Below are 25,640 nucleotides of genomic sequence, written 5' to 3'. Positions count from 1 at the left end.
CGGGGTCAGCCGGGCTGCGCGAGCCGGCGCAGCTGGTCCTTGAGCCGGCGCACCTCGGCCGCGCTCAGGGTGCCGAGCACCGCCGCCTCGTGCTCGCGCGCCTGCGCGATCAGCGGCGTCACCTTTTTCTGGCCGGCGGGGGTGATGTTCACCAGCGTGCGGCGCTGGTCGGCCGGGTCGTCGCGCAGCGCCACCCAGCCCTGGGCGGCCAGGCGCTGCACGAGTTTGGTCACGGTGGGTTGCTGGCTCAACACCTCGAACGCCAGCTGGCCCACCGGCATGGGTGGACGGCCGGTGAGCGTGGCCAGCACGCGCCATTCGATGCTGCTCAGGCCGGCGTCGCGCACCACGGCGTCGAAGTCCTTGAACAGCGCATGGTTGGCCTGCCCGAGCAGGTAGCCCAGGTAGTCGTCCGTGAAGCGCTCCGCCGTCATCGCCTTCAGAGCGGGTGCTCGGTGTAGAAGCGACCGCCGTGGAACAGCAGCGGCGAGGCCTCGGGCCGATGCCGGCAGCGCTCCACCTCGCCCACGAAGATCACGTGGTCGCCTTCGGCGTACTGGCTGCGGTTGAAGCACTCGAAGCTCGCGGCGGCGCCGTCGAGCAGCGGCGCGCCGCTGGCCCCGCTGGTGAAACCCACGCCGGCCCAGCGGTCGGTGTCGCGCGCGGCAAAGCGCTCGGCCAGCGACTGCTGGTCGGCCGCGAGCACGTTGATGGCGTAGTGCCGGCCATTCGAGAACGCGGCCATGGAGCCCGCCACGCGCGCCAGGCTCCAGAGCACCAGCGGCGGCGACAGCGAGACCGAGTTGAAGGAGTTGGCCGTCAGGCCCACGAGATCGCCGCTGTCGGTGCGCGCGGTCACGATGGTCACCCCGGTGGCGAACATGCCCAGCGAGGCGCGGAACTCGTGCGCCGAAAAATCAGGGGGCCGGGCCTGGTGGCCGGCGGAGCGGGCTGGGGACATGGTTGGAATTTATATGAAAATTCATGAATAATGGCAATGCCGGCTGCAAGACCCTGACGCGGTCCGGCCCAAGACAAGGAAAGCCCATGCTGCAGGAGCGGACCGAACCCGCCTGGATCGATGCCTTCGAAACCGTGCTGCGCCGCTGCGCGGTGCAAACCGGCGATACGGTTGGCGATTCTCGGCGAAAGCCAGAGCCGGCCCGTGCTGATGGAACTGGCGCGGCTCGCGGCGGCCCGCCTGGGGGCGCGCAGCTTCACGCTCACGCTGCCCTCGGTGTTCAGCACCGGCGAGCCGGTCTCGCGCTCCACCGGCGCCAGCCCTGCCCTGCAGCAACTCGCGCCGGTGATTGCCGCGCTGTCGGGTTGCACGCTGGTGGTGGACTGCACGGTCGAGGGCCTGATGCACGCGCCCGAGTTGCCCGCCATCCTGAAAGGCAATGGCTTCACCCAGCCGCGCGTCGTCTACGTGAGCAACGAACACCCCGAGGCGCTGGTGCGGCTGCTGCCCGACGACGCGACCGAGGCGCGCGTGAAAGACCACGTGAAACGGGTGCGCGGCGCCCAGGCCTTGCGCGTGAGCTCCGCCGCCGGCACCGACCTCACCATCTCGCTGCAGGGGGCGGTGGTGGGTGGCAACTGGGGCAGCACCACACGCGCCGGCACGCTCACGCACTGGCCCGGTGGCATGGTGCTGGCCTTTCCGGCGGCCGGCAGCGTCCACGGCACGCTGGTGCTGGCCGAGGGCGACGTGAACCTCACCTTCAAGCGCTACATCGAGCGCGCCATCACAATGACCATCGAGAACGACCACGTGACGCGCATCGACGGCAGCGGTGTGGACGCCGAGCTGCTGCGCAGCCACTACGCGGCCTGGAACGAGAAGGAGGCCTACGCGGTGAGCCATGTCGGATACGGCCTCAACGAAGCCGCGCGCTGGGACAGCATGGCGCTCTACGACAAGCGCGATTTCAACGGCACCGAATTGCGCGCCTTCGCGGGCAACTTCCTCTACAGCACCGGCGCCAACGAAGTGGCCGGGCGCCACACGCGCGGTCACTTCGACTTCCCCCTGCGCGGCTGCACGGTGGCGCTGGATGGCCGTGTGGTGGTCGACGCCGGCCGGGTGGTGGCCGCATGATCCCGCGCTTCACGACCCTGGGCAGCGGGCCCACCGTGCTGATGCTGCACGGCATCGGCGGCGGCCACGTCGCGTTCGCGCCGCAGGTGGAAACGCTGGCCGCCGCGGGTTACCGCGCGGTGGCCTGGGACATGCCGGGCTACGGCCACAGCGCGCCCATCGAGCCCTACACCTTCAAGGGCCTGGCGCAGAGCTGCATCGACCTGATCGACGCGCTGCAATGCGAGCACGTGGTGCTGCTGGGCCACAGCATGGGCGGCATGGTGGCGCAGGAGGTGGTGGCGCGCCGGCCCGAGCGCGTGAGCCGGCTGGTGCTCTGCGGCACCTCGGCCGCCTTCGGCAAGCGCACCGACGGCCGCAGCGCCGACGCCTGGGCGCAGCAGTTCATCGCGCAGCGCACCGCGCCGCTGGACGCGGGCCAGAGCATGGCCGAGGTGGCGCAGCGGCTGGTGCCGCAGATGGTCGGCCCCGGCTCCCTGCCCGAAGGCCTGCGCCTGGCCGAGCACTGCATGGCCGGCGTGCCCGCCGCCACCTACCGCCGCGCGCTGGATTGCCTGGTCACCTTCGACCGCCAGGCCGCGCTGGGCGACATTCGCGTGCCCACGCTGCTGATCGGCGGCGAGTTCGACCGCGTCGCCGCGCCCGCGGTGATGAAGCAGATGGCCGAGGCCATTCCCGACGCGCGCTACGCCGAACTCAAAGGCATCGGCCACCTGATGAACCTGGAGGCGCCCGACGACTTCGACGCGCTGCTGCTCGACTTCCTGGCGCAGACGCGCGCGCTGCACTGAGCGGCACTTTCCAAGGCGGTCCATGCGGCGAATCCACCTTGCTCTGCCACCGCTCTGGTGCTGGCCGCACTGGGGGCCGGGGCCGAGCCCGACGAGGCGCTGCTGGGCAAGGCCCAGGGTTATCCGGTGGGCAACGCCACCACCTGGGGCAACAACCCCTACCGCGTCGGGTCCTGGTCGGCGCTGGACCGTGTGCCGGGCGTGCACGTGGCCCGGGTGGCGCCGGCATCGCACGCGCGGCCGCTGCCCGCCATGGCCGCGCCGCCCGCCGTGCACTACCGCCACCGCGAGCACAGCTACTCGCTGGACGACTACCTCGAGCACCAGCGCGCCACCGGCCTGCTCATCCTCAAGGACGGGCAGATCGTGGCCGAGCGCTACCGCTACGGCCGCGAACCCGGCGCGCGCTTCCTGTCCTTCTCCATGGCCAAGAGCGTGACCTCGCTGCTGGTGGGCATCGCCCAGGCCAAGGGCCTCATCGCCTCGCTCGACGACCCGGCGGAGAAATACGCCCCCGCGCTGGCCGGCACGCCCTACGGCGCCACGCACCTGCGGCACCTGCTCACCATGACCTCGGGCCTGCAGTTCAGCGAGCGCTACGACGGCAACGACGACGTGACGCGCCTGGCCGTGGCCTTCATGCAGTCGCCCCGCGGAGCCATGGAGGTGTTGCAGACCATCACGCAGCGCAACGCGCCGCCCGGCGAGCGCTTCGCCTACGCCAGCGGCGAAACCGAGGTGCTGGGCTACGTGTTGCGCGGCGCCACCGGCCAAGGCCTGGCCGCGCTGACCCAGGCCTGGCTGTGGCAGCCCATGGGTGCCGAGCACGAGGCGTTCTGGCGCACCGGCGGCGACGGACAGGAAGGCGCCTTCGCCTTCTTCAACGCCTCGCTGCGCGACTGGGGCCGCCTGGGCGTGCTGCTGGCCGACAACGGCCGCGTGGGTGAGCACCAGGTGGTGCCGCGCGACTACCTGATGGACGCCACCGACGAGTACCGACAGAGCCACGCGCTGCGGCCCGGCCGCAGCATCCCCTATTACGGCTACGGCTACCAGTTCTGGCTGCTGCCCTTCAAGGAGCGCACCTTCCTCATGCGCGGCGTGCACGGGCAGCACCTGTTCGTGCAACCCGCCAGCGGCCTCGTGATGGTCGTCACCTCGGCCTGGGAGCACCCCGGCGGTGGCGGGGACGACAACGCCCGGACTGAGACCGACGCGCTCTGGCGAGGCGTGCTGGCCTCGCTGGGCGGGCGCATCGACTGATCCTTTTTCCCCTCGTTTTCAAGGGACACACCCATGGACGCCTTCCCCTCCCTGAGCTTCACCCCCGCCGTGGGCGACCTGCTTTTCACCCCGCTGCAGCGCGAGCTGCTCCAGCGCGCCCACACGCTCGGCCGCGACCGCTTCGCAGCGCGCGCGCCGCAATGGGACCGCGAGGCCAGCTTCCCGTTCGCCAACTACGACGACCTGCGCGAGGCCGGCTTCCTCCGGCTGTGCGTGCCCACCGCACACGGCGGCCTGGGTGCCGACTACGCCACCTACATGATGGTGGCCGCCGAGATCGGCCGCTTCTGCGGTGCCACCGCGCTGACCTGGAACATGCACATCTGCAGCACCATGTGGACCGGCGTGCTGGCCGACGGCATCGCCATGACCGAGGCGCAGCGCGCCGAACACCTGGCGCGGCGCGAGTTGCACTTCCAGCGCATCGTGAACGAGGGCGCGGTCTACGCCCAGCCCTTCAGCGAAGGCAGCGCCGCCGCCGCCGGCCGCGCGCCCTTCGGCACCACCGCGAAGAAGGTCGAGGGCGGCTGGCTGGTCAACGGCCGCAAGATCTTCGCCAGCCTCTCGGGCGCGGCCGACTACTACGGCATCCTCTGCACCGAAGACAAGGGCGACGACCACCCCGACGCGCGCGACACGCTCTACATCAGCGTGCCCGCCACCAGCGCGGGCTTCTCCATCAGCGGCGAATGGGACCCGCTGGGCATGCGCGGCACCGTCAGCCGCAACCTCGCGTTCAAGGACGTGTTCGTGAGCGACGCCGAACAGCTCATGCCGCGCGGTATCTACTTCAAGGGCGCGCAGACCTGGCCCGCCATGTTCTTCACGCTCTCGCCCACCTACCTGGGCATCGCCACCGCGGCCTACGACTTCACGGTGAAGTACCTGCGCGGCGAGGTCGAGGGCGAGCCGCCGGTGAAGCGCCGCCAGTACCCCACCAAACAGATCGCGGTGGCGCAGATGCGCATCCAGCTCGAAAGCATGAAGAGCCTCTTCCAACGCGCCATCACCGAGGCCAAGCCCAACCCCACGAAAGACGAGAAGCTGCGCCTGTACGCCGCCCACTACAGCGTGATGGAAGGCGCCAACGACATCGCGCGCCTGGCCATCCGCACCTGCGGCGGCCAGAGCATGATGAAACACCTGCCGCTGGAGCGCCTGTACCGCGACAGCCGCTGCGGCGCGCTCATGCTGCCCTGGACCGCCGAACTCATCCTCGACCGCATGGGGCGCGAGACGCTGTACGAGGCCGGCGAGCGCGACGAATGAACTGGGAACGAATGGCGGGGCCGGGCTCCTAGAATGCCGGGATGTTCCAAGCCCGCCGGTTCCCTTCCGTTCTGCCGCTGTGCCTGGCGCTGCTGGGCCTGTTGACCACCCCCGCCCAGTCGGCGCCGGCCCACCCCTGCGAGGCCCTGGTCGCGCGCCTGCCCAACCTCAAGCGGGCGCTGTGCGACGCGGCCGAACTCAAGGCCACGCCCGGCCGCTCGGTGCAAGGCCGCACGATCTACGCGCGCGACGTGAGCGCGCCCGACGCGAAGCTGCGCGTGCTGGTGGTGGGCGCGATGCACGGCGACGAACTCTCGTCCGCCGCCGTGGCCCTGCACTGGATCCAGCACGCCGTGCAGATGCCGGCCAACGCGCACTGGCGCTTCATCCCCGCGCTCAACCCCGACGGCCTGCTGGCCCGCCCCGCGCGGCGCACCAACGCCAACGGCGTGGATCTCAACCGCAACTTTCCCACGCCCAACTGGCAACGCGAAGCCAAGGTGTACTGGGAGCAGCGCACCCGCAAGGACCCGCGCCGCTGGCCGGGCTCGAGCCCGCTGTCCGAGCCCGAATCGCGCTTCCTGCACGACGAGATGGCGCGCTTCCAGCCCCACCTCATCGTCAGCATCCACGCGCCCTATGGCGTGCTCGACTTCGACGGCCCGGGCGTGCCGCCGCCCAAGCTCGGGCGCCTGTACCTCGACCAGGTCGGCATCTTCCCCGGCAGCCTGGGCAACTACGGTGGCGTGCACCAGGGCATGCCGGTGGTCACGGTGGAACTGCCCAGCGCGCTGCGCACGCCGCTGGACGCAGAGATGCGCCAGATGTGGATGGACATGCAGCGCTGGATGGGCGAGCGCCTGCGCCCCGAGGACGCCGCGCCGATCGTGCTGCCGGTGAAGACCGCCCGCAAGACCGGCTGAAGGGTCAGGGCGCGGGAGTGGCCGCGTTGCCGCGCACCAGCGACCACAGCGCTTCGGCCGACTCGGTCATCTCCATCGGCTGGCGGTACAGGCGGATCTGCATCGCCAGCGCCCATTCCTCCCCACCGGCGACCACGAGCTGACCGCCCGCGAGCTCGGCCGCCACCAGGCTGCGCGGCAGCCACGCGATGCCCCGGCCTTCCAGCGCCATCGCCTTGAGCACCACCGCGTGGTGCGCGGCGAACACCGTGTGGTGGGGCACCTCACCACCGAGCAGCGGGCGCAGGCAGGCCTGCAGCATGCGGCCCAGGCCCGACGAGGCGTGGTACGCGAGGATGGGCAGGGGCTCCTGCGCGGGCGTGGGTTCGCCCAGGCGGAAGGCGGGCGTGCCATCGGGCCGCGCGGCCGCGACGGGCAGCAGCGTCTCTTCGCCGATGGGGTGCATGGGGTGGCCCGAAGCCTCCAGCCGGCCCGGCACCTCGGGATGTCCATAACAGAGCAGGAACTGCACACTGCGCTGCAGCATCAGGTCTTCGCAGGCCTCCAGGTTGTTGGAATGCATCTGCACCGTGCGCGGGCCCAGCGTCTGCTCCACGCGCGAGAACCACGATGGAAAAAATGCCAGCGAGAGCAGGTGCGTGGCCGCGAAACGCAGGCCGGCCGCGGCCTCGTCGTGCGCTGCGCGCGCCAGGCTGCGCGCCGACTCCAGCCGGCCCAGCAGGTCTTCGAGCAGCGGTTTGAAGCGTTGACCGGCCGGCGTGAGCACGGCGGGGTGCGCGCTGCGGTCGAACAGCGGCACGCCCGCCCATTCTTCCAGTGACTTGATGTGGCGGCTGAAAGCCGGTTGCGCGATGTGGCGCGCCTGCGCCGCGCGCGAGAAATTGCCGCTCTCGGCCAGCGCGAGGAAATCCTCCAGCCAGTCGAGGTCAAGGGGTCGGTTGCCGGGGCCCATGGGCGAGAGATAGTTGTATGCGATTCGGGTATTGGACGCCGTGCGGTCCGCCGGGAATGATGCCACCCATTGCTTCTTCCTTCACCCCCAACAGCACCATGAAAATCGTCGACATCGCCGAATCCACCCGCCCCATCAAGTCGGACATCCGCAACGCCTACATCGACTTCTCCAAGATGACCCTGAGCCTGGTGGCCGTGGTCACCGACGTGATCCGCGACGGCAAACCCGTGATTGGCTACGGCTTCAACTCCAACGGCCGCTACGGCCAGGGCGGCCTGATCCGCGACCGCTTCCGCCCGCGCGTGCTCGAAGCCGAGCCGGCCAGCCTGCTCGACGCCACCGGCGACAACCTCGACCCGCACAAGGTCTGGGCGCAGATGATGATCAACGAAAAACCCGGCGGCCACGGCGAACGCTCGGTGGCCGTGGGCACCATCGACATGGCCGTGTGGGACGCCGTCGCCAAGATCGCCAACCAGCCGCTGTACCAACTGCTCGCCGAGCGCTACGGCAACGGCACACCCGACCCGCGCGTGTTCGTCTACGCCGCCGGCGGCTACTACCACCCCGGCAAGGGCCTCGATGGCCTGCGCAAGGAGATGGAAAGTTACCTGGAGCGCGGTTATTCGGTGGTGAAGATGAAGATCGGCGGTGCTTCGCTTGCCGACGACTGCGAGCGCATCGAATCCGTGCTCAAGATCCTCGGCCCCGGCCAGCAGCTCGCGGTGGACGCGAACGGCCGCTTCGACCTGAAGACCGCGATCGACTACGGCAAGGCGATGTCGCAGTACCCGCTGTTCTGGTACGAAGAAGCCGGCGACCCGCTGGACTACGAACTGCAGGCCGAACTCGGCAAGGTGTATGCCGGCCCCATCGCCACGGGCGAAAACCTGTTCTCCATGCAAGATGCGCGCAACCTGATCCGCCACGGCGGCATGCGCCCGGACCGCGACTGGCTGCAGTTCGACTGCGCGCTGAGCTACGGCCTGGTGGAGTACCTGCGCACGCTGGAGATGCTCAAGCAACACGGCTGGTCACCCAGCCGTTGCATCCCCCACGGCGGCCACCAGATGTCGCTCGCCATCGCGGCCGGCCTGGGCCTGGGTGGCAACGAGAGCTACCCGGATCTGTTCCAGCCGTATGGCGGTTTCCCCGATGGGGTGAAGGTGGAGCAGGGTTATGTGAGCTTGCCCCCGCTGCCGGGGATCGGGTTTGAGGGCAAGTCGGATCTCATTTCGGAGATGCGGGCGCTGGCTTCGTGAGGCGGGGTGTGAAGTCCAGCACCTTGAGTGAAGGACGTCGCGCTGTTGACGGCGTCGCTTCGTGGACCACTTGCCCTTTGACCTTCACGACCTGGTTTTGATGGTTTTCGGCCTCGGAACGGTGCAAGCCCAGAAGCTCCCACTGTTCCTTGTCGGAAACCACAACCACGGCTTGCACGAAGGGTTCGTTCCCTTTCAACACCAGCGTGCCTTCGATTTCGGTCGTGCCGGCGTTCGCCGCACCGCCTTGACAGGCAACGGCCAGTGGCAAGCTGGCTGTGACCGCGAGAGAGGTCAGCCACCGGCGCATCGACGGGATGTTCTTCAGCATCGCTGGCGCTCCAGGGCTTTCAGTGAATGACCACGGAGAGGGATGCACCCGGAGGAACTCTCACCGAATCGATGTAGGTGCCGGTGACGCGTTGCCGCACGACAGGCAAGGTGGCAAGCGACTTGATCTGTGTGGGGGCTGACGAAGGCAGAACCCGCTGGCTCTTGAAGGCGAACGCATTGATGGCGGGAACACTGAAACCACTTTCCGATCGCGCCGGGAATCCGTAGCCGGTCGGCGCACTGGCCGCTGGCAGCACGCCTGCCGCGCTCACGGTGAAGCGCCGGAACTGCTGCGCCAGCGAGGACGTGGGTGCCGCCACCTTGATCGCGGCGTCCAGCGCAAGGAGGGAGTTGGCCTGGGACTGCGTCAGCAGGTTTTTGAAGAATCCCACACCCAGTTGCCGCACGAGGAACCCGCCGAACGATCCCGACACGGAGTAGCTGTCGCAACTGCCCGAATAGGGTGTCCACGTCGTCAACGGGCATTGGAAGGACGAATACCCCAGACCATTGCCGCCGAGGTACTGGGGCAGGCGCAGGTCCCGGATGGGGTTGAAGGTGGTCAATTGATTGGCCACCAGATCTTCCATGGCCACGGCGCTCATTTCATTCAGCCAGGTGTCAAAAGCATGGCTGAAACTCATTCCGATGCCACGTCGATAGAAGTTGCTCATGTGCATCAACTCATGGGCCAGGGTGAGGATGCCGCTTTGCAGACCCGTGCTGCCGTCGCGGTACAGGGTCTCGGTGTCCAGGTAGATCGAAAGAGACTCGTTGCTTGTAGTTATCGCACTCTTGAGGAAGTTGTTGATGGCGTAGAAATAACCGACGGTGCCATAGGCGTTGCCGTTGTTGTCAAAGTTGAGCAAGACGATGTCCAGCGGGCGGTTGGTGTTGTCGATCAGATCGCTGTAATTGTGTGCGCCCCACAACGGCCCTCCCACCGAAAGCAGGCTGTCGTACACGCCATTGGACTGCGTGAGCTTGGTGGCCGAGGTGTCCAGGATGGCGTCGGTGATTTTGGGTGTGGCGTATTCCGAGGTTTCCACCCAGAAATTGACCTGTCGGCCGTCGGACGCCACCACTTGCTTGATCAAGGTGGTGGTTCGGTTGGTGGTATCGGTGTGCCTGAACGGCTGCGTGTCGCCCACGACGTGGACCGTTGAAGCTTGCGGGCTGCTGATCAGCGAGCGAGCGCGACCTTGTGCATCAAGGATCGCCTGATGCCACCCGGCGCGATTGAACTCCGCAATGCTTGCTTTCGTCGGATCTTCCAGTTGCGACGCAGATGCGGTGAACAGATCTCTGGCGGAGAAGTTGGGGATGGAGCCAGACGGGAGTGGCACGGCGGCCATGCTTTCGTTGGTCAGGATCAGCTGCACGTCCTGTCCGGCCAGGCCCGAGATCGAGATGGGAATGTCCTTGGCGGCGCTGCCCGAGTTGGTGGTCTGCCAGATGCCCGTCCCGCTGCCCGCGTACGTCGTGGCGCTGGTGGCGGCACAGGACTGACAGGCAGGCTCAACGGCGCTGATTGGGCTGCTCGGAGAAACCGGAGAAGAATTGCCGCCCCCACTCGGAGAGGCGCTGTCTCCACCACCACCGCCACAACCGGCGATGTGCAGTGAAATCAGGAGGGCAGACAGAAGTGCAATGCGTTGCTGAGATATGGATAGATTGACCATAAAAGTACGTGCGAATTCAAACCACTGTCTTGTGAACAGTGGTTGATTTTGAGAATGTGGAGTGTCCGTAGACGTTGACTTCAACCCCGATGCATGAGCGAGGTTGAGGCACGGCGATATGCAGCCATGCAATGCAGTGCGGTTGAATTAAATCAAGCGTTGATGTTTCCTCCCTCCCTGCGCAATCGCGAGTGACATCGACCCTTTTGGTCGGTCATGCACGCGTTTTGTGAAGTTGTTTGCGCGACGGCAAATTGCCTTCAGGCAGTTTGCCGGGAGTGAGTCGTCGCCAGTGCAGGCGGGGACGAAGAATCGCTATGAGGGAACAAGGCGTCCCTGCGAAGGAAGCAATGGCAAAAAGGCGGAAGCGGGCTCAGCCCCGCGAAGTCGCCTGCAACCGCCGCACGCCAGCCGGCGCGGTCGCCTGCGTGCGGGTTCCCATGCCCTGGAACCCGAAGTTCATCGCTGGTTGCTCACCGTGGATGAATTCTGCAATCGCTTTGCCGGAGCCCGCGCCATGCGTCCAGCCCAGCGTGCCGTGGCCGGCGTTGATCCAGAGCTTGCGCAGCTTGGTGCGGCCGATCAAGGGGATGTTCGTCGGCGTGGCGGGGCGCAGGCCGCACCAGAACTGCGGGTCACCGCCTTCGTCGGCCGTGCGGGTGTCGGCCACACCGGGGAACACCTGCTCGATGCGGCGCACCAGCATGTCGCAGCGCTTGCGCGCCAGCGGCGTGTCGAGCGAGAGATCGAAGCCGCCGAGTTCGATGGTGCCGGCCACACGCAGCTGGTTGCCCAGCCGCGAGACGGCGCATTTCATCTGGTCGTCGAGCAGGCTCACAGAGGGCGCGCGCTCGGGGTTCAACAGGGGCAGGGTGGCGCTGTAGCCTTTGCCAGGGTAGATCGGCACGTTCACACCCACCGAGGCGAGCAGCGGCGTGGAGTACGAGCCACAGGCCACGACGAAGGCGTCGGCCTTGAGCACGCTGGCCAGGCCGGTGATGCGGTCGCGCACGCGCACCTGGCGCACTTCGCGGCCGTCGCTTTCCAACTGCTCGATGTCGTGGCCGAACAGCAGCCGCGCGCCGCGCTGGCCGCACAGGGCCGCGAGTTGCTGCGTGAACACGCGCGCGTCGCCCGATTCGTCGCTCTGGGTGTAGGTGCCACCGACGATGCGATCCCCAAAGGCCTGGAGCGCTGGTTCGATGGCAAGCAACTCTTCGCGAGTGACCACGCGGCGCTGCACGCCGAAGCGCTGCATCACCGCGGCCGCGTCGGCCGCGCCATCGAAGGATTTCTGGTCGGTGTAGTAGTGCGCGATGCCGCGCTCGAGGCGGTTGTATTCGATGCCGGTCTCGGCCACCACGTCCTTCAGGGCCGCATGGCTGTAGGCGCCCAGCGCCACCAGTTGCGCCACGTTGCGCACGAAGGCCTTGTCGTTGCACTGGGCCAGGAACTGCAGGCCCCAGCGCCATTGCGCCCAGTCGAGCTGTGGGCGGAACAGCAGCGGCGATTCGTCGGAGAACATCCACTTCAGGGTCTTCAGTGGCGCGTCCTTGTTGGCCCAGGGTTCGCAATAGCTCACCGAGATCTGCGCCGCGTTGGCGAAGCTGGTCTCCAGCGCGGCGTCCGGCTGCCGGTCGACCAGGGTGACCTCGTGGCCTCGCTGCAGCAGGTGCCACGCCGTGCTGACTCCGATGATGCCCGCGCCCAATACCGTGACTTGCATGATCCGCTCCACAAAAAAGGGGATGGTGAATGCGCCGCAGTATGGAAAATATCGGGTGCTTGGTGAAGTGAAATTAAACTAAAATCGCATTCATCAGAACGACTTATGTGCAGGCCACAAGCCGCGCACGCCGCTCTCTGCCGGAGGTTTCCCATGAGCACCTTTGATCCAGACGCCCTTGAATGCCTGGCCGCCATCATCGAAGAGGGCGGTTTCGAGCGCGCCGCGCAGCGCCTCTCGATCACGCAATCCGCCGTCTCGCAGCGCCTGCGCGCGCTGGAGGCGCAGGTCGGCACGGTGCTGATCGTGCGCAGCCGCCCGCTCAAACCCACGGCGGCGGGGCAGCTCATGCTCAAGCACGCCAAGATGATGCGGCTGCTGCGGGCCGATCTGGAGAAGGACCTCAAGGAGCTCGCGCCCAGTTCCACCGGCAACGGGCGCGACGACGAGCGCATCTCGGTGGCGATCAACGCCGACAGCATCGCCACCTGGGCCTTGCCCGCGCTCGACGCCCTGGCGCAGGGCGGCCTGCCGATCGAGATCATCACCGACGACCAGGAGTTCACCCACGAGTGGCTGCGCGAAGGCCAGGTGCTGGGCTGCGTGACCTCGCTGGGGCAGGCCTTGCGGGGCTGCAAGATGGAAGCCCTTGGCACCATGGACTATGTGGTGGTGGCGCAAGCCGCCTACGCCGCCGAGCATTTGCCCAAGGGCCTGAACGCGCACAACTTCCACAAGGTGCCCTTCGTGGCCTTCAACCGCAAGGACAACCTGCAGCACGGCTTCGTGTCCAAGGCCTTCGGTCTTTCGCGCGTGATGCTCAAGCAGTTGTTCGTGCCGTCCAGCGAAGGCCAGGTGCGCGCGGTGATGGCGGGCTGGGGCGTGAGTGTGTTGCCCGAACTGCGCGTGCGCGACCTGTTGGCCCGCGGCGAGCTGGTGAACCTCGCGCCGCGCCATCGGCTGGGCGTGGCGCTGCATTGGCATTGCTGGAACCTCAATTCCGACGTGCTCGATGCGCTGAGCACGGCCCTGCGCCGCGCCGCCGCCCACAACCTTCGAGGCGTCGAGGCGGTGGCGGCCTGAGGTCGGAAAACCCGTTCGGCCGAATGGTGACTCACCGGTCATGATGTCGACGCATGCGTCGATCTGATGCAGAATCCGGGACCAGTCACAAGGGCTTCCATGGTCAGCGCCGTCGCCAAATCCCCCGTTCTTCCGGTTCCCAAGCGCAGTTTCCGCGCGCAGATGCACCTGGCGCGCGAGGACGCGATCATCACGGCGGTGAACCGCCTGCTGGCCGAAAAGGGCTTCGAGGCCATGACCCTGGACGAGGTGGCGATCGAGGTCGGCATCGCCAAGGCCAGCCTCTACAAGCATTTTTCCAGCAAGGAAGACCTCGCGGCGGCGGCCATGGTGCGGGTGATGGAGCGCGCCCTGGCGTTTCTTGACAAGCTGCAGGGCGAGTCCACCGGCGCGCGACCGATCGACCAGCTCAAGGCCGTGGCGCGCTGGACGATGGAGGTGCAGCTGGCCGGTGAAATGCCGTCGCTGCCGAGCGAGAACTCCAGCCTGCGCGCCGCGCTGACCACCAACAAGGCCTATGTGGATGGCCTCATGGAGGTGAGCGAGCGCCTGGGCGCCTGGATCACGGCGGCGCAGGCCGACGGCAGCCTGAACCCGGCCCTGCCACCCATTGCCGTGCTCTACACCTTGTACGCACGCGCCTGCGACCCGGTGCTTGGTTTCCTCAAAGGCAGCGAGCAGTACGACAACGAACAGATCATCCAGATGGTGCTGAGCACCTGTTTCGACGGGCTGCGGGCGCGCTGACGGCGCTGGCCGCACGACCATGAAAAAGGGCCGCGGATGCGGCCCTTTCTGCGTGAGCGCGGGGGGTGTCAGCGCACCAGCAGCACCGGCACACCGCAGTGGGCCAGCACCTGCGTGGCGACCGAACCCATCACCAGGTTGCCCAGGGCGCTGTGGCCGTGCGAACCCATCACCAGCAGGTCGAACTTGCCGCCGTCGGCTGCCTTGGAAATCTGTTCGCCGGGCGAGCCGACCTTGTGGATCGCCTTGGCATCGATGCCATGGCGCTTGAGGAACTTGCGCACCGTGCCGGTGACCTTGGCGGATTCTTCCTCGTAGTACTCGTTGGCCGCCGCGGCGCCCACGGCCGCGCGTGCGCGGGGTGGCAGCGGGGCTTGCACGGTGATCATCGAGAAGCTGTTGTTCGAGCCGAACATCTCGCCGTGCGTGGCCAGGTAGGCCAGCATCTTCTTGGTGTAGGCGCTGCCATCGACAGCCAGCAGAATCTTCATAGGTTCTCTCCTTCTAGGTTGAATCAGTGCGCAGTGTATGTCCTTGGCGCACAAGGACCTTGCGCTGGCTCAAACCGCGGCAAGGCCCGGCCGCGCCGGCACGTCGATCAGCTGGTCCGGCAGAAAACCGTCCTGTTCGTTCTTCACCGCGTAGCCCAGCGGGTTGCGCCACGATGCGGCAACGCCCGACCTGCACGTCCGTGGGGCAATGCAGGTGCCCGTGCAGCCAGAGGTCGGCCTGCGGCAGCCAGGCGTCCAGCCCGTTGCAGAAGCCGGCCGTGCCCGGGCTCAGGCCGTAGCGCGGGTCGGCGCTGTGCAGGGTGGGCGCGAAGTGGGTGACGACGACGGTGGGGCCGTCGAACGGTTCGGCCAGGGCGCCGCGCAGCCAGTGCTGGCACTCCAGGGCGAGGGCGCGCATGGCTTCGGCGTCGAACAGTTGCCCGTCGCGCTGGCCGGCCATCTTGACGAGGTAGTGGTTGGCGGCGCGGTAGGCCTTCTCGCGCTCGCCGAGCACGTCGTAGTCGCTCCACAGCGTGGTGCCCACGAAGCGCACGCCCTGCATCACGCGCGTCTCGCGCTCCAGCCAGATCAGGCCCAGGCGCTCGCAGGTCTCGCGCAGGCGGTCGTGGGCGTCGTCCACATCGAGCGCGTCGTACTCGTGGTTGCCCGGCACGAACAGCACCGGCACCGGCCAGTCGGCAAAACGGCCCAGGCCCCAGTCGGCTTCGTTCATGGCGCTGCCGTCGCGGCGCAGCTGGTACGAGCCGACATCCCCGGCCAGCACCAGCAGGTCGGCGCCCGGTGCCGGCATGGGCACAAAGTCGGGGTTGGCTTCGAGGTGCAGGTCGCTGAGCAGCTGGAGTTTCATGCGCGCATTGTGGTCCAGGGCGCTCAAGCCTTGGGCTTGCGGGGGCGTTGCGGCGGTGGTGCGTTGGTGGGTGGGGCAGGGCGAAAACCGATGTTGGCGGCGCGCGCCACCGTCTCCCGCAGCCAGCGGTGCGCCGTGTTCTGTGTGGCCTGGCGGTGCCACAGCGAGTCCACGTGCACGGGGGGCACCTGCAGGGGCAGGTCGCACAGGGCCAGCTCGTGCTCCATGCCGGTGGCGCCGACGAAGTGGCGCGGCAGCACCGTGAGCAGGTCGGTCGTGCGCACCACCCGGCCGGCGGTGAAGAACTGGTTGACGGTGATCACGACGCGGCGCTGGCGCGAGATGGCCGCGAGCGCCTCGTCCACGAAACCGAAGGGGCGGCCCGAGAAGCTCACCAGCATGTGGCGCGCATCGCAGTAGCTGTCCAGGCTCAGGGGCTGGCCGGCCAGCGGGTGCCCGCGCCGCATGACCACCACGTACTCGCCGTCGTACAGGCGCTGGTGGTGGAAGTGCGGGTCGTTTTCCTGCAGGTGCATGGCGCCCAGTTCGGCCAGCACGCCGGGAAAGTGCCCGATCGCCAGGTCCACCGTGCCCGACTCCAGCAGGCCGCGCGGGTCGCGCGTGGTCAGCGGCAGCACGCGCAGGTTCACGCCGGGCGCCTCGCTCTCCAGCAGGTCCATCAGCCCGGGGATGAGCTTGGCGGCGGTGGCGTCGGCCATGGCGAGCACGAAGGCGTTGCGCGCGCTCGCCGGGTCGAAGGCGCCCGGGGCGAGCGACTCGCGCAGCATGTGCAGGGCATCGCGCACCGTGGGCCACAGGGCCAGCGCCACCGGCGTGGGCTCCACCCCATAGCCCGAGCGGCGCACCAGCTCGTCGCCCATCACCTCGCGCAGGCGGCGCAGCGCGTTGCTCACCGCCGGCTGCGTCATGGCCAGGTTGTGGGCCGCGCGGGTGAGGCTGCGCTCGGTCATCACCTCGTCGAAGACGCGCAGGAGGTTCAGGTCGAGGGTTCGGAAATTCAGGCCATTTATCACCCGGGTGAATATAAGACATCACAAAGATAAAGTGGCTAAATACTAGGGCAAACCCTAATATTCGCTTGTCCAAAAGACATTTTTCTATTTCTGGAGTTCGCCATGAGCACATACGCATCCCTTCCTTCTGCCCCGCTGGGCCTGCGCCCGGCATCCACGCCCGCGCACAAGGGTGTCGACGGCATTCAGCGCCGCAACGACAGTGCGCGTGGTCTTTCCGTCATGCTGCTGGCCGCCGTCGTGGCCGCCATGGTCGTGGTCGCCGATCGCCTGATCAGCACCTGGGCCGATGGCCAGCTGTTCCTGGCCTGGGTCTTCCTGTGGGTCGTGGTCTTCGCCGGCATGGCCCTGTTTGCCGACACGGCCCGTTCGCTGGCCCGCCGCGCGGTGGTTTCGCTGGACGGCTGGTCGCAAGCCCTGGCCGAAGCGCGCGCCGAAACCCGTCTCTGGGAAATGGCCCGCATGGACCACCGCCTGATGAACGAGCTGATGGCCGCCCGCGCCCGCGCTGCGGACGAGAGCGAAGTCGAGGCCCCGGTGGCGCAGGCGACGTCCTTCACCGAAGCCCTGGAGCCGCTGGGTCTGCCCGAAGCCACCCGGGCCGCTGAACCGCAGGTGGGCTACTGGGAACGCCTGGGCACCGCCCGCGCGCGCAACCGCCTAATGTACTACATCTGAGCGTTCCACGCGCCCACAAAAAAGCCACCGGGTCCGGTGGCTTTTTTTTGCCCTGGCCGGTGGGTCCGGGGCGCGCCGGTGGGCCGCAGATCGTGCGGACCACCGGTGTGATCGAGTGCGGCCTGTCTCAGGCCGCCAGGCGCTTCTCGATCTGCGCTTTGGTCTCCTCGAGTTCCCGGGGCAAGTGGTAGGCCAGCTGGGTGAACAACTCGGCGTGCAGCTCGAGTTCCTGGGCCCAGGCGGCGCGGTCGATGTGGGTCACGGTGCGGTACTGGTCGGCGGAGAAGTCCAGGCCGTTCCAGTGGATGTCTTCGAAGCGCGGGCTCACGCCGAAGGCGTGTTCGGTGCCGGCGCCGGCCTGGCCTTCGAGGCGGTCGATCATCCACTTGAGCACGCGCATGTTCTCGCCGAAGCCGGGCCAGACGAACTTGCCGGCCTCGTCCTTGCGGAACCAGTTCACGCAGTAGATCGCCGGCAGCTTGGCGCCCTGGCTGGCCAGCTTGCCGCCCACGTCGAGCCAGTGCTGGAAATAGTCGCTCATGTTGTAGCCCGTGAAGGGCAGCATGGCGAACGGGTCGCGGCGCACCACGCCTTGCGCGCCAAAGGCGGCAGCGGTGGTTTCCGAACCCATGGTGGCGGCCATGTAGACGCCTTCGGTCCAGTTGCGGGCCTCGGTCACCAGCGGCACGGTGGTCGAGCGGCGGCCGCCGAAGATGAAGGCGTCGATCGCCACGCCCTTGGGGTCGTCCCAGGCCGGGTCGAGTGCGGGGTTGTTGGTGGCGGCCACGGTGAAGCGCGCGTTCGGGTGGGCGGCCTTGGCGCCGGTTTCCTTGGCGATCTGGGGCGTCCAGTCCTTGCCTTGCCAGTCGATGGCGTGGGCCGGGGCTTCGCTCATGCCTTCCCACCACACGTCGCCGTCGTCGGTCAGCGCGACGTTGGTGAAGATCACGTCGCGGTCCAGGCTGGCCATGCAGTTCGGGTTGGTCGCCGTGTTGGTGCCCGGCGCCACGCCGAAGTAACCGGCTTCGGGGTTGATGGCGTACAGGCGGCCGTCCTTGCCGGGCTTGATCCAGGCGATGTCGTCGCCGATGGTCGTCACGCTCCAGCCCTCGAAGCCCTTGGGCGGGATCAGCATGGCGAAGTTGGTCTTGCCGCAGGCGCTGGGGAAGGCGGCGGCCACGTGGTACTTCTTGCCCTGGGGGTTGGTCACGCCCAGGATCAGCATGTGCTCGGCCAGCCAGCCCTGCTGGCGGCCCATGTTGGACGCGATGCGCAGCGCAAAGCACTTCTTGCCCAGCAGGGCGTTGCCGCCGTAGCCCGAGCCGTAGCTCCAGATCTCGCGCGTCTCGGGGTAGTGCACGATGTACTTGGTGGTCGGGTTGCAGGGCCAGGCGGTCTGATCGGTTTCGCCTTCGGCCAGCGGTGCGCCCACGGTGTGCACGCAGGGCACGAACTCGCCGTCGGCGCCGAGCACGTCGAACACGGCCTTGCCCATGCGGGTCATGAGCTTCATGTTGACCGCCACGTAGGCGCTGTCGGAGAGCTCGATGCCGATGTGGGCGATCGGGCTGCCCAGCGGGCCCATGCTGAACGGCACCACGTACATGGTGCGGCCGCGCATGCAGCCGTCAAACAGCGGCTGCAGGGTCGCGCGCATCTCGGCGGGCGCCTTCCAGTTGTTGGTCGGGCCGGCGTCTTCCTGTTTTTGCGAGCAGATGAAGGTGCGGTCTTCCACGCGCGCGACATCCGACGGGTCGGAGCAGGCGAGGAAGCTGTTGGGGCGCTTGACCGGGTCGAGCCTCTTGAGCGTGCCGGCGTCCACCAGCTGCTGGCACAGGCGGGCGTACTCCTCCTCGCTGCCATCGCACCAGTAGATGCTGTCGGGCTTGCACAAGGCGGCCATGTCGGCCACCCAGGCGATCAGCCGGGCGTTCTTGACATAGGAGGGGGTGTTGAGGGCCAGGCCCTGCATCACGGGTGAGTTCATGGAGTCGCTCCAGAAGTTTGTAAACCGGCATGCCTCAGAGACACCGACAGCCGCGGGCGTCATGCAGATGACGGGGCGGCTGTCCAAGGGGTCCCTTTGGCGAAAAAGGGCGGTCGGCGCGTGGGGGGCTGCGGTGCGGATGGCGGGGCAGCAAGGGGAGATGAAACCCGGGTCGGTGGATCCGGGCTTGATCAGCGTGTCGGCCAATGCCCCGATTTTAAGAAAGCGACCGCTCCGTTACGAGGCGGTTACATGCAAAACCCGCATAACGTGATGCATTAAACGGTTGGGCCGGGTGTAGGGCGGGGCGCCCAAAAAGAAAGGCCGAAGGCCCCGGCGGGCGTTCGGCCTGGCGGAACCCGGGTGGGTTCAGGCCATGTAGATCGCGATGAAAGCGAGCAGGAACATCAGCACGCCACCGGCGACCGGCAGCACGACGGGCATGTAGGGGACGATGGATTCCACCATGTCCTGGGGCTGGTCGTGGGGGGTGTGCTGCTGGTGCTGGGCCATGTGACGCTCCGTCGAAAGTTCAAAACTCCCGGGATTTTACGGGATGCGGCGCGGCAGGTTCAGAGCAGGGCGTAGGTCGTGCTCGCGCGGCACACGCTTTTGCCGTCGCTGACCCCGCTGATGTCGATCTCGCCGAACACCAGGTTCTTGCCCGCGCGCACCACGCGCGCGGTGATGCGCGCGTCCTGACCGGAGAGCGGCTTGAGGAAGCTGGTGTTGAGCTGCACCGTGGTCATGGGCCGGCGGGTGCCGAGCTGGGTGACGATGGCCAGCACCATGGCGGTGTCGGCGGCCGACATCATGGCCTGGCCGCACAGCATGCCGCCCACGCGCGAGAGCTGGTCGCTCTGCGGCAGGCGCAGGGTGACTTCGCCGTCGGCGAAGGACTCGACCCGCAGGCCCATGGCCTGGATCCAGGGTGCGAACCAATCGGCCAGCAGGCCTTGAAGCAAATCAACGGTGACGGGGGTCTCGGGGTTCTGCGTCATGCGCTCAGTCCTCGCGGCGGAATTTGGAGAGCCAGTGGTCCATCAGCTTGCCGGCCGCTTCGCGCCCACCCAGACCGAAGGACAGCGCCACGGCCACGGCCACCGCACCCAGCGTGAGGCCGAAGGCCAGGTTGACGATGTCGTCGGCGATGCCCATGGCGCGCAGGCCCATGGCGATCACCAGCGCCAGGATGGCGTAGCGCCCGATGCGCGCCAGGCCCTTGGTGCCGGGGCCGCTGGCGCGGTCGATGGCGTCGTAGGCCAGGTTGGCGAGCCAGAAACCGATCACCAGGATGGCCGAGCCCAGCAGGATGTCGCCACCAAAGCGGATGAAGCTGGCCACGATGCTGCTGACCTGTCCGAAACCGAGCTGCGCGGCCGCCTCCACGGTGGCGAACAGCATGGCGAAGAACAACACGACCCGGCCCACGGCGGTGGAGGCGCTGGTCTTCTCGAAGGCATGGGCCATGTTCACGCGCGCGGGCAGGGTGTCAAAGCCCAGCGTGGCCAGCAGGGTCGCCAGCAGCTTGCTGGCGAACGAGGCCACCAGCCAGGTGACGACCAGGATCAGCGCGGCGGCGATCAGGTTGGGCACGGCCTGCAGCAGGGTGTTGAGCATGTCGGTGGCCGGGCGCGAGATGGCTTCGATCTTGAGCGCGTCGAGCGCGGCGATCAGCGACGGCAGGAACACCGCCACGAACACCAGCATGCCGATCACCCGCGAGAGCTGCACCGTGTCGGCCAGCCCGGCGCGGCTGCCGAGCTGGTCCACGCCGGCGGTGCGGCTCAGGTGGGTGGTGAGGTTGCGCAGCACCGTTGCGCACGATCCAGCCCACGCCACCGATCACGAATGCGGCCACCGCGTTGGGCAGCATGTCCAGGGTCTTGGTGACCATGGCGCGCAGGGGGTCGAGCAGGCCGTCCATCTGCAGCGCGCCCAGGATGGCCGGCACGAACAGCAGGATCACCAGCCAGAACAGCGCGCCGGCGAGGCTGTCGCTGATGGGCGCCATGTCGGCGTGCTCCGAGAGCTTTTCGTCGAGCGTGGTCTTGTCCAGCAGCTTCTGTGAGAGCGCGCGCACCACGCCGGCCACCAGCCAGGCCACCAGCGCGAGCAACAGGCCACCCAGCAGGCGCGGCGCATATTCAAAGAGCTGGGTGGTGAAGACCGAAAACGGGCCGGAAACGATGGCGAGGTTCAGCGAGTTGAACACCGCCACCAGGGTGAGCAGGATCACGATCCAGAACAGCGCGAGAGCGACCGCGCCCTCGATGTCCACGCGCGTGTTGGTGAGTTTGCCGAAGCGGTGGTTGACGCCCACGAAGCCCAGGCTCTTGCGCGTCGCGGCGCGCACCAGCACCGCGATGAGCCAGCCCAGGATGAAGATGGCGAGCGCGCCGAGCAGTTGCGGGATGTGGGTGCCCAGCGTGCTTTGCAGCGAGTTCCACAGCGTGTTCGTGTCCATGCCCTACCTCCTGTCGCGTTGGCCGTTGATCGGCCGATGATGCCGGAGGCCTTGCCGCAGCGTCAACCGGTGGGCGCGCGGGTCAGAGCAGGGTGGTGTCGAAGCCCGCTTCGCGCAGGCGCTCGATGACCTGTTCGATGTGTTCGCGCCCACGCGTCTGCAGCACGAGTTCGATCGCCACGTTCTGCGCCGCCAGCAGCGTGAAGGCGCGCTGGTGGTGCACTTCGTCGATGTTGGCGCCGGCCTCGGCCACGGTGGCCGTGATGCGCGCCAGGTTGCCGGGCACGTCGCGCGCGTTGACCTGGATGCGCGCCAGGCGGCCCGCGCGCACCATGCCGCGCTCGATGATGGAGGCCAGCAGCATCGGGTCGATGTTGCCGCCGCTAAGCACCAGACCCACGCGCTTGCCCGCGAAACGCTGCGGGTGTTTGATGAGCGCGGCCAGGCCGGCGGCGCCCGCGCCTTCCACCAGCGTCTTCTCGATCTCCAGCAGCATCACGATCGCCTGCTCGATGTCGCCCTCGTCGACCAGCAGCAGGTCGTCCACCCGCTGGCGGACGATGGCCTCGGTGACCACGCCCGGCGTGCCCACCGCGATGCCCTCGGCAATCGTGCTCGTGCCCTGCGGCAGGTTCGTGCCCTTGATGGCGTTGACCATGGCGGCAAAGCGCTCGGTCTGCACGCCCACGATCTCGATGTCGGGCCGGATCGCCTTGGCGGCCGTGGCGATGCCGGCGATCAGGCCGCCGCCGCCGATGGCGATCACCAGCGTGTCCAGGTCGGGCTGCTCGCGCAGCATTTCCAGCGCCACCGTGCCCTGGCCGGCGACGATCGCCTCGTCGTCGTACGGGTGCACGAACACCAGGCTCTGCTGCTGCGCCAACTCACGGGCGTGCGCGCGAGCCGCATCCAGCGTGTCGCCGTGCAGCAGCACCTCGGCGCCGAAGCCGCGCGTGCGCTCCACCTTCACGCCCGGCGTGAAGCGCGGCATGACGATCACCGCGCGCACGCCCAGCCGGTGCGCGTGGTAGGCCACGCCCTGGGCATGGTTGCCCGCGCTCATGGCCACCACGCCGCGCGAGCGCTCCTCGGGCGTGAGCTGCGCCAGCTTGTTGCAGGCGCCTCGTTCCTTGAAAGAGGCGGTGTATTGCAGGTTCTCGAATTTCAGGAAGACCTGACAGCCGGTGAGCTGGGAGATGGTGCGCGATTCGACGAAGGGCGTGTCCAGCACCTGGCCGGCGAGGCGACCGGCGGCGGTCTGGATGTCGTGTAGTTGCAGCATGGCGCGATTGTGTACCGGCCGTGACGGTGTGGTGCGAGGGCAAAGCCCGACAAATTGCTCAAACCGTTCGTATCACTCTCTTCCATGATTCATCAAGCTGGGTTATGGTCCGCTGAAATGTCGGCTCCCCTGGCATGGCGTCACGGGAAGGCATTTCTGGAGGTGTCTGGATGACCAAGCGCTCGCTGCAGTCCGCTGCATCGGCGGCCCGCACCGTACTCGATGCACGCGAAGGCCGTGCCCCTCTCGCGGGCGAGGGGCGCGTTTTCGTGCCCCATGGCCTGCGCCAGGCGCCCGTGCTCGACCTCATGTGCTCGCATTTCGTGCTCACGCTGGCCGCGCGCCAGGGCCCGCGCTTCAACGTGCGGCGCGACCTCAACACCTTGCTCTCGCTCGCCGGCCGCCACCTGGTGTGGCCCCACACCGTGCTGCTGCGCCTGCGCGAGTTCCTGCAGCGCCGCTGCAAGGACAACGAACTCTGGAGCGGCCACGACGGCCTGACCACCAACGCCTTCATGGAGCGCTACGGCGTGTGGCGCGGTCCGTACGAAGAAGGTACGCTGTTCTTCTACCTGGACGAGTACGCCAAGGAGTCGCCCAAGGACCTGCTGTCGGTGCTGGCGGTCACCGGCGACTGGCTCAGCCACTCGCTCAAGAAGCAGTCCACGCTGGTGGAGAAGAACATCGACGCGCTGGCCAGCCTGCTGCAGCTCAACCGCGCCGAGCGCGCACTGCTGCTGTACGGCACGCTCGCGCGCTACCAGCGCGACCTGCGCTCCATCCTGGTCGAGTTCAAGGTCAACAACGCGCCCGAGGCCTACGCGGCCATCGCCGACGTGGCCGGCGTGAAGGCCAGCGAGGTGGGCGAGGCGCTGCGCGCCGGCTCGCGCCTGGAGCGCATCGGCATGGTGGAGAACCTGATCTCCGAGCACAACATCACCGACCTGGCCGACCTCATGAAAGTGAGCGAGAAGCTGCCACCGGTGCTGATGCGTGAGTACCGCACGCAAAGCGAGCTCATGGCCGTGTTCACCCGGCCGGCCGCGCGCTCGGCGCTGACCGCGAAAGACTTCGACTATGTGGGCGAAGACGTGCGCCTGCTCTGCGGCCTGCTGCGCGAGGCCGTGGCGCGCAAGGAGCCGGGTGTGAACGTGCTGATGTACGGTCCGCCCGGCACCGGCAAGACCGAACTCGCGCGCGTGGTGGCGCAGGCCGCCGGCCTGGAACTCTTCGAGGTGGAGTACGCCGACCGCGACGGCAACGCGCTCTCGGGCCGCGACCGCTACCGCTCGCTGCAGATCGCGCAGGTGTTCCTCAAGGGCACGGCGCACTCGGCGCTGCTGTTCGACGAGGTGGAAGACGTGTTCCCGCCGATCTCCAGCGAGGCGGCGCAGATCATGGCGCGCGCCGAACACGTGGCGGCCGCGCACACCGGCAGCGTCAGCGGCAAGGCCTGGGTCAACCAGATCCTGGAGACCAACGCCGTGCCCACGCTGTGGGTGACCAACCGCATCGAGCAGATCGACCCGGCCTTCCGCCGCCGCTTTGCCTACCACCTCGAACTCAAGAGCCCGCCGCCCGGCGCGCGCGAGCAGCTGGTGCGCAAGACGCTGGAAGGCGCGCCGGTGTCCGATGGCCTGGTGGCGCGACTGACCGAACGCAAGGGCCTCACGCCCGCGCAGATCCGCACCGCGCTGCGCTTCGCGCAGCTGGCGGGCCAGCCCGCGCCCAAGCGCGGCAGCAAGGCGCGGGCGGCCGAGGCGGCCGCGCCCGTGCTCGACGAACTGATCGAGCGCCAGCTCAAGAACGCCGACCTGGCCCTGGGCCGCAAGCCCGACCTGGTGCAGCGGCCCAGCGCCACGCAGTACAGCCTGGACATGCTCAACGTCGAATCGCGCTACGAACTGCCGCGCGTGATCGCCGCGCTCAAGGCGCGCGGCCATGGCTGCCTGTGTTTCCACGGCGCGCCCGGCACCGGCAAGACCGCGCTGGCCGAGCACATGGCCCAGCAGCTGGACCGCCCGCTGATGATCCGCCGCGCGAGCGACCTGGTGAGCAAGTTCGTGGGCGAGACCGAGCAGCAGATGGCGGCCATGTTCCGTGAGGCCGAGGCCGAGAAGGCGGTGCTGCTGCTCGACGAGGCCGACAGCTTCCTGCAGGACCGGCGCGGCGCGCAGCGCACCTACGAGGTGACCGAGGTCAACGAGATGCTGCAGGGCATGGAGCGCTTCGCCGGCATCTTCATCTGCACCACCAACCTGATGGACAGCATCGATCAGGCGGCACTGCGGCGCTTCACCTTCAAGATCCGTTTCAAGCCGCTCACGGCGAGGCAGCGCGAGACCATGTTCGTGGTGGAGGCCCTGGAGGGCGATGCCACGCGCCTGGACGCGGGCTTGGCCGCCCGGCTGGCCAAGCTGGAGCAGCTCTGCCCGGGCGACTTCGCGGCCGTGAAGCGCCAGGTGGAGATCCTGGCCGAAGCGCTGGCCCCCGAGGAGTTCATGGCCCAGCTGGAGGCCGAGCACCGCATCAAGCCCGAAGTGCGCGAGGCCAGGGGCATCGGCTTCGTGCACTGATCGAACGAGGCAAAAGAAAAGGCCACCCGAAGGTGGCCTTTTCTTATCCAGTGGCAGCGCGGAACCGGCTTTGCCGGGCCGCTGCCGCCGCCCCTGGGGGT

General features: G+C 67.9%; 21 protein-coding genes and 3 pseudogenes. 10 read left to right on the top strand and 14 right to left on the bottom strand.

Features of this window, described 5'->3' with window-relative positions; translation table 11 throughout:
• Nucleotides 1-5: 5 nt before the first annotated feature.
• The gene (locus ACFJGX_RS03530) at nt 6-434 is read right to left on the bottom strand and encodes a MarR family winged helix-turn-helix transcriptional regulator (protein WP_382322696.1); all 429 of its coding nucleotides are present in this window, start codon (nt 432-434) and stop codon (nt 6-8) included.
• A gap of 5 nt (nt 435-439) precedes the next feature.
• Nucleotides 440-961 (bottom strand): flavin reductase family protein, encoded by a 522-nt coding sequence (locus tag ACFJGX_RS03525; RefSeq protein WP_382322697.1) that lies wholly within the window; start codon nt 959-961, stop codon nt 440-442.
• Nucleotides 962-1,047: 86 nt separating this feature from the next.
• Here ACFJGX_RS03525 and ACFJGX_RS03520 point away from each other — a divergent pair.
• The 5 genes and pseudogenes from ACFJGX_RS03520 to ACFJGX_RS03500 all read left to right on the top strand — a co-directional run bounded on the left by ACFJGX_RS03520 (nt 1,048) and on the right by ACFJGX_RS03500 (nt 6,368).
• Nucleotides 1,048-2,101 (top strand): annotated as a pseudogene (locus ACFJGX_RS03520) (peptidase M29).
• Entirely contained in the window at nt 2,098-2,892 is a 795-nt protein-coding gene (locus ACFJGX_RS03515) for an alpha/beta fold hydrolase (protein WP_382322698.1), read from the top strand. The pseudogene ACFJGX_RS03520 and the gene ACFJGX_RS03515 overlap by 4 nt, the downstream one beginning before the upstream one ends.
• A gap of 57 nt (nt 2,893-2,949) precedes the next feature.
• Nucleotides 2,950-4,155 carry a serine hydrolase domain-containing protein gene (locus tag ACFJGX_RS03510; protein WP_382327739.1) on the top strand — a complete coding sequence of 402 codons (1,206 nt, stop codon included), beginning with the start codon at nt 2,950-2,952 and terminating at the stop codon, nt 4,153-4,155.
• A gap of 33 nt (nt 4,156-4,188) precedes the next feature.
• Nucleotides 4,189-5,445 carry an acyl-CoA dehydrogenase family protein gene (locus ACFJGX_RS03505; protein WP_382322700.1) on the top strand — a complete coding sequence of 419 codons (1,257 nt, stop codon included), beginning with the start codon at nt 4,189-4,191 and terminating at the stop codon, nt 5,443-5,445.
• A 41-nt stretch (nt 5,446-5,486) separates the two neighbouring features.
• Complete coding sequence (locus ACFJGX_RS03500) at nt 5,487-6,368, top strand: M14 family murein peptide amidase A (protein ID WP_382322701.1); 882 nt, start codon at nt 5,487-5,489, stop codon at nt 6,366-6,368.
• 4 nt (nt 6,369-6,372) lie between these two features.
• On the opposite strand, the gene ACFJGX_RS03495 is transcribed toward ACFJGX_RS03500, so the two are convergent.
• Complete coding sequence (locus ACFJGX_RS03495; RefSeq protein ID WP_382322702.1) at nt 6,373-7,320, bottom strand: LysR family transcriptional regulator; 948 nt, start codon at nt 7,318-7,320, stop codon at nt 6,373-6,375.
• Between the two features lie 98 nt (nt 7,321-7,418).
• On the opposite strand from ACFJGX_RS03495, the gene ACFJGX_RS03490 reads away from it, so the two are divergent.
• A complete protein-coding gene (locus tag ACFJGX_RS03490) occupies nt 7,419-8,585 on the top strand; it encodes a mandelate racemase/muconate lactonizing enzyme family protein (protein WP_382322703.1) in 1,167 nt (388 codons plus the stop codon).
• On the opposite strand, the gene ACFJGX_RS03485 is transcribed toward ACFJGX_RS03490, so the two are convergent.
• The 3 genes from ACFJGX_RS03485 to ACFJGX_RS03475 all read right to left on the bottom strand — a co-directional run bounded on the left by ACFJGX_RS03485 (nt 8,554) and on the right by ACFJGX_RS03475 (nt 12,326).
• A complete protein-coding gene (locus tag ACFJGX_RS03485) occupies nt 8,554-8,916 on the bottom strand; it encodes a hypothetical protein (RefSeq protein WP_382322704.1) in 363 nt (120 codons plus the stop codon). The two genes, ACFJGX_RS03490 and ACFJGX_RS03485, sit on opposite strands and share 32 nt — an antisense overlap.
• A 19-nt stretch (nt 8,917-8,935) precedes the next feature.
• A complete protein-coding gene (locus ACFJGX_RS03480; RefSeq protein ID WP_382327737.1) occupies nt 8,936-10,600 on the bottom strand; it encodes a hemagglutinin in 1,665 nt (554 codons plus the stop codon).
• A gap of 373 nt (nt 10,601-10,973) precedes the next feature.
• Nucleotides 10,974-12,326 carry a D-amino acid dehydrogenase gene (locus ACFJGX_RS03475; protein WP_382322706.1) on the bottom strand — a complete coding sequence of 451 codons (1,353 nt, stop codon included), beginning with the start codon at nt 12,324-12,326 and terminating at the stop codon, nt 10,974-10,976.
• Between the two features lie 153 nt (nt 12,327-12,479).
• On the opposite strand from ACFJGX_RS03475, the gene ACFJGX_RS03470 reads away from it, so the two are divergent.
• Nucleotides 12,480-13,409 (top strand): LysR family transcriptional regulator ArgP, encoded by a 930-nt coding sequence (locus ACFJGX_RS03470; protein ID WP_382322707.1) that lies wholly within the window; start codon nt 12,480-12,482, stop codon nt 13,407-13,409.
• Between the two features lie 99 nt (nt 13,410-13,508).
• Nucleotides 13,509-14,156, top strand: a complete 648-nt coding sequence (locus tag ACFJGX_RS03465) for a TetR/AcrR family transcriptional regulator (protein ID WP_382163460.1) — start codon at nt 13,509-13,511, stop codon at nt 14,154-14,156.
• A 68-nt stretch (nt 14,157-14,224) separates the two neighbouring features.
• Here ACFJGX_RS03465 and ACFJGX_RS03460 read toward each other — a convergent pair whose 3' ends face one another.
• The 3 genes and pseudogenes from ACFJGX_RS03460 to ACFJGX_RS03450 form a co-directional block, all read right to left on the bottom strand.
• Nucleotides 14,225-14,647 carry a universal stress protein gene (locus tag ACFJGX_RS03460; protein ID WP_382327735.1) on the bottom strand — a complete coding sequence of 141 codons (423 nt, stop codon included), beginning with the start codon at nt 14,645-14,647 and terminating at the stop codon, nt 14,225-14,227.
• A 69-nt stretch (nt 14,648-14,716) separates the two neighbouring features.
• Nucleotides 14,717-15,515 (bottom strand): annotated as a pseudogene (locus tag ACFJGX_RS03455) (metallophosphoesterase).
• A 23-nt stretch (nt 15,516-15,538) separates the two neighbouring features.
• A complete protein-coding gene (locus tag ACFJGX_RS03450; protein WP_382325816.1) occupies nt 15,539-16,546 on the bottom strand; it encodes a LysR family transcriptional regulator in 1,008 nt (335 codons plus the stop codon).
• Between the two features lie 105 nt (nt 16,547-16,651).
• Here ACFJGX_RS03450 and ACFJGX_RS03445 point away from each other — a divergent pair, with 105 nt between their 5' ends.
• Nucleotides 16,652-17,227, top strand: coding sequence for a hypothetical protein (locus ACFJGX_RS03445; protein ID WP_382322708.1), 576 nt, complete (start codon nt 16,652-16,654; stop codon nt 17,225-17,227).
• 127 nt (nt 17,228-17,354) lie between these two features.
• On the opposite strand, the gene ACFJGX_RS03440 is transcribed toward ACFJGX_RS03445, so the two are convergent.
• The 5 genes and pseudogenes from ACFJGX_RS03440 to ACFJGX_RS03420 all read right to left on the bottom strand — a co-directional run bounded on the left by ACFJGX_RS03440 (nt 17,355) and on the right by ACFJGX_RS03420 (nt 22,963).
• Nucleotides 17,355-19,214 carry a phosphoenolpyruvate carboxykinase (GTP) gene (locus tag ACFJGX_RS03440; RefSeq protein ID WP_382163452.1) on the bottom strand — a complete coding sequence of 620 codons (1,860 nt, stop codon included), beginning with the start codon at nt 19,212-19,214 and terminating at the stop codon, nt 17,355-17,357.
• Between the two features lie 369 nt (nt 19,215-19,583).
• Nucleotides 19,584-19,727 carry a hypothetical protein gene (locus tag ACFJGX_RS03435; protein ID WP_382163450.1) on the bottom strand — a complete coding sequence of 48 codons (144 nt, stop codon included), beginning with the start codon at nt 19,725-19,727 and terminating at the stop codon, nt 19,584-19,586.
• Between the two features lie 59 nt (nt 19,728-19,786).
• A complete protein-coding gene (locus tag ACFJGX_RS03430) occupies nt 19,787-20,215 on the bottom strand; it encodes a PaaI family thioesterase (RefSeq protein WP_382322709.1) in 429 nt (142 codons plus the stop codon).
• Nucleotides 20,216-20,219: 4 nt separating this feature from the next.
• A pseudogene (locus ACFJGX_RS03425) lies at nt 20,220-21,681 on the bottom strand (mechanosensitive ion channel).
• An 82-nt stretch (nt 21,682-21,763) separates the two neighbouring features.
• Entirely contained in the window at nt 21,764-22,963 is a 1,200-nt protein-coding gene (locus ACFJGX_RS03420; protein ID WP_382163442.1) for a threonine ammonia-lyase, read from the bottom strand.
• Between the two features lie 308 nt (nt 22,964-23,271).
• On the opposite strand from ACFJGX_RS03420, the gene ACFJGX_RS03415 reads away from it, so the two are divergent.
• Entirely contained in the window at nt 23,272-25,539 is a 2,268-nt protein-coding gene (locus tag ACFJGX_RS03415; RefSeq protein WP_382163792.1) for an ATP-binding protein, read from the top strand.
• Nucleotides 25,540-25,640 lie beyond the last annotated feature (101 nt).

Source organism: Hydrogenophaga sp. UC242_50, assembly GCF_042697355.1.
GTDB lineage: Bacteria > Pseudomonadota > Gammaproteobacteria > Burkholderiales > Burkholderiaceae_C > Hydrogenophaga.
The sequence above is the reverse complement of the archived record's forward strand: the minus strand, read 5'-3'. Positions and strand labels throughout refer to the sequence as shown.

Excerpts from the sequence above, each read along its gene's own strand:
- ACFJGX_RS03530 (WP_382322696.1), bottom strand. The coding sequence starts at position 434 with ATGACGGCGGAGCGCTTCACGGACGACTACCTGGGCTACCTGCTCGGG.
- ACFJGX_RS03525 (WP_382322697.1), bottom strand. The coding sequence starts at position 961 with ATGTCCCCAGCCCGCTCCGCCGGCCACCAGGCCCGGCCCCCTGATTTT.
- ACFJGX_RS03515 (WP_382322698.1), top strand. The coding sequence starts at position 2,098 with ATGATCCCGCGCTTCACGACCCTGGGCAGCGGGCCCACCGTGCTGATG.
- ACFJGX_RS03505 (WP_382322700.1), top strand. The coding sequence starts at position 4,189 with ATGGACGCCTTCCCCTCCCTGAGCTTCACCCCCGCCGTGGGCGACCTG.
- ACFJGX_RS03500 (WP_382322701.1), top strand. The coding sequence starts at position 5,487 with ATGTTCCAAGCCCGCCGGTTCCCTTCCGTTCTGCCGCTGTGCCTGGCG.
- ACFJGX_RS03495 (WP_382322702.1), bottom strand. The coding sequence starts at position 7,320 with ATGGGCCCCGGCAACCGACCCCTTGACCTCGACTGGCTGGAGGATTTC.
- ACFJGX_RS03490 (WP_382322703.1), top strand. The coding sequence starts at position 7,419 with ATGAAAATCGTCGACATCGCCGAATCCACCCGCCCCATCAAGTCGGAC.
- ACFJGX_RS03485 (WP_382322704.1), bottom strand. The coding sequence starts at position 8,916 with ATGCTGAAGAACATCCCGTCGATGCGCCGGTGGCTGACCTCTCTCGCG.
- ACFJGX_RS03480 (WP_382327737.1), bottom strand. The coding sequence starts at position 10,600 with ATGGTCAATCTATCCATATCTCAGCAACGCATTGCACTTCTGTCTGCC.
- ACFJGX_RS03475 (WP_382322706.1), bottom strand. The coding sequence starts at position 12,326 with ATGCAAGTCACGGTATTGGGCGCGGGCATCATCGGAGTCAGCACGGCG.
- ACFJGX_RS03470 (WP_382322707.1), top strand. The coding sequence starts at position 12,480 with ATGAGCACCTTTGATCCAGACGCCCTTGAATGCCTGGCCGCCATCATC.
- ACFJGX_RS03465 (WP_382163460.1), top strand. The coding sequence starts at position 13,509 with ATGGTCAGCGCCGTCGCCAAATCCCCCGTTCTTCCGGTTCCCAAGCGC.
- ACFJGX_RS03460 (WP_382327735.1), bottom strand. The coding sequence starts at position 14,647 with ATGAAGATTCTGCTGGCTGTCGATGGCAGCGCCTACACCAAGAAGATG.
- ACFJGX_RS03445 (WP_382322708.1), top strand. The coding sequence starts at position 16,652 with ATGAGCACATACGCATCCCTTCCTTCTGCCCCGCTGGGCCTGCGCCCG.
- ACFJGX_RS03440 (WP_382163452.1), bottom strand. The coding sequence starts at position 19,214 with ATGAACTCACCCGTGATGCAGGGCCTGGCCCTCAACACCCCCTCCTAT.
- ACFJGX_RS03435 (WP_382163450.1), bottom strand. The coding sequence starts at position 19,727 with ATGGCCCAGCACCAGCAGCACACCCCCCACGACCAGCCCCAGGACATG.
- ACFJGX_RS03430 (WP_382322709.1), bottom strand. The coding sequence starts at position 20,215 with ATGACGCAGAACCCCGAGACCCCCGTCACCGTTGATTTGCTTCAAGGC.
- ACFJGX_RS03420 (WP_382163442.1), bottom strand. The coding sequence starts at position 22,963 with ATGCTGCAACTACACGACATCCAGACCGCCGCCGGTCGCCTCGCCGGC.
- ACFJGX_RS03415 (WP_382163792.1), top strand. The coding sequence starts at position 23,272 with ATGTGCTCGCATTTCGTGCTCACGCTGGCCGCGCGCCAGGGCCCGCGC.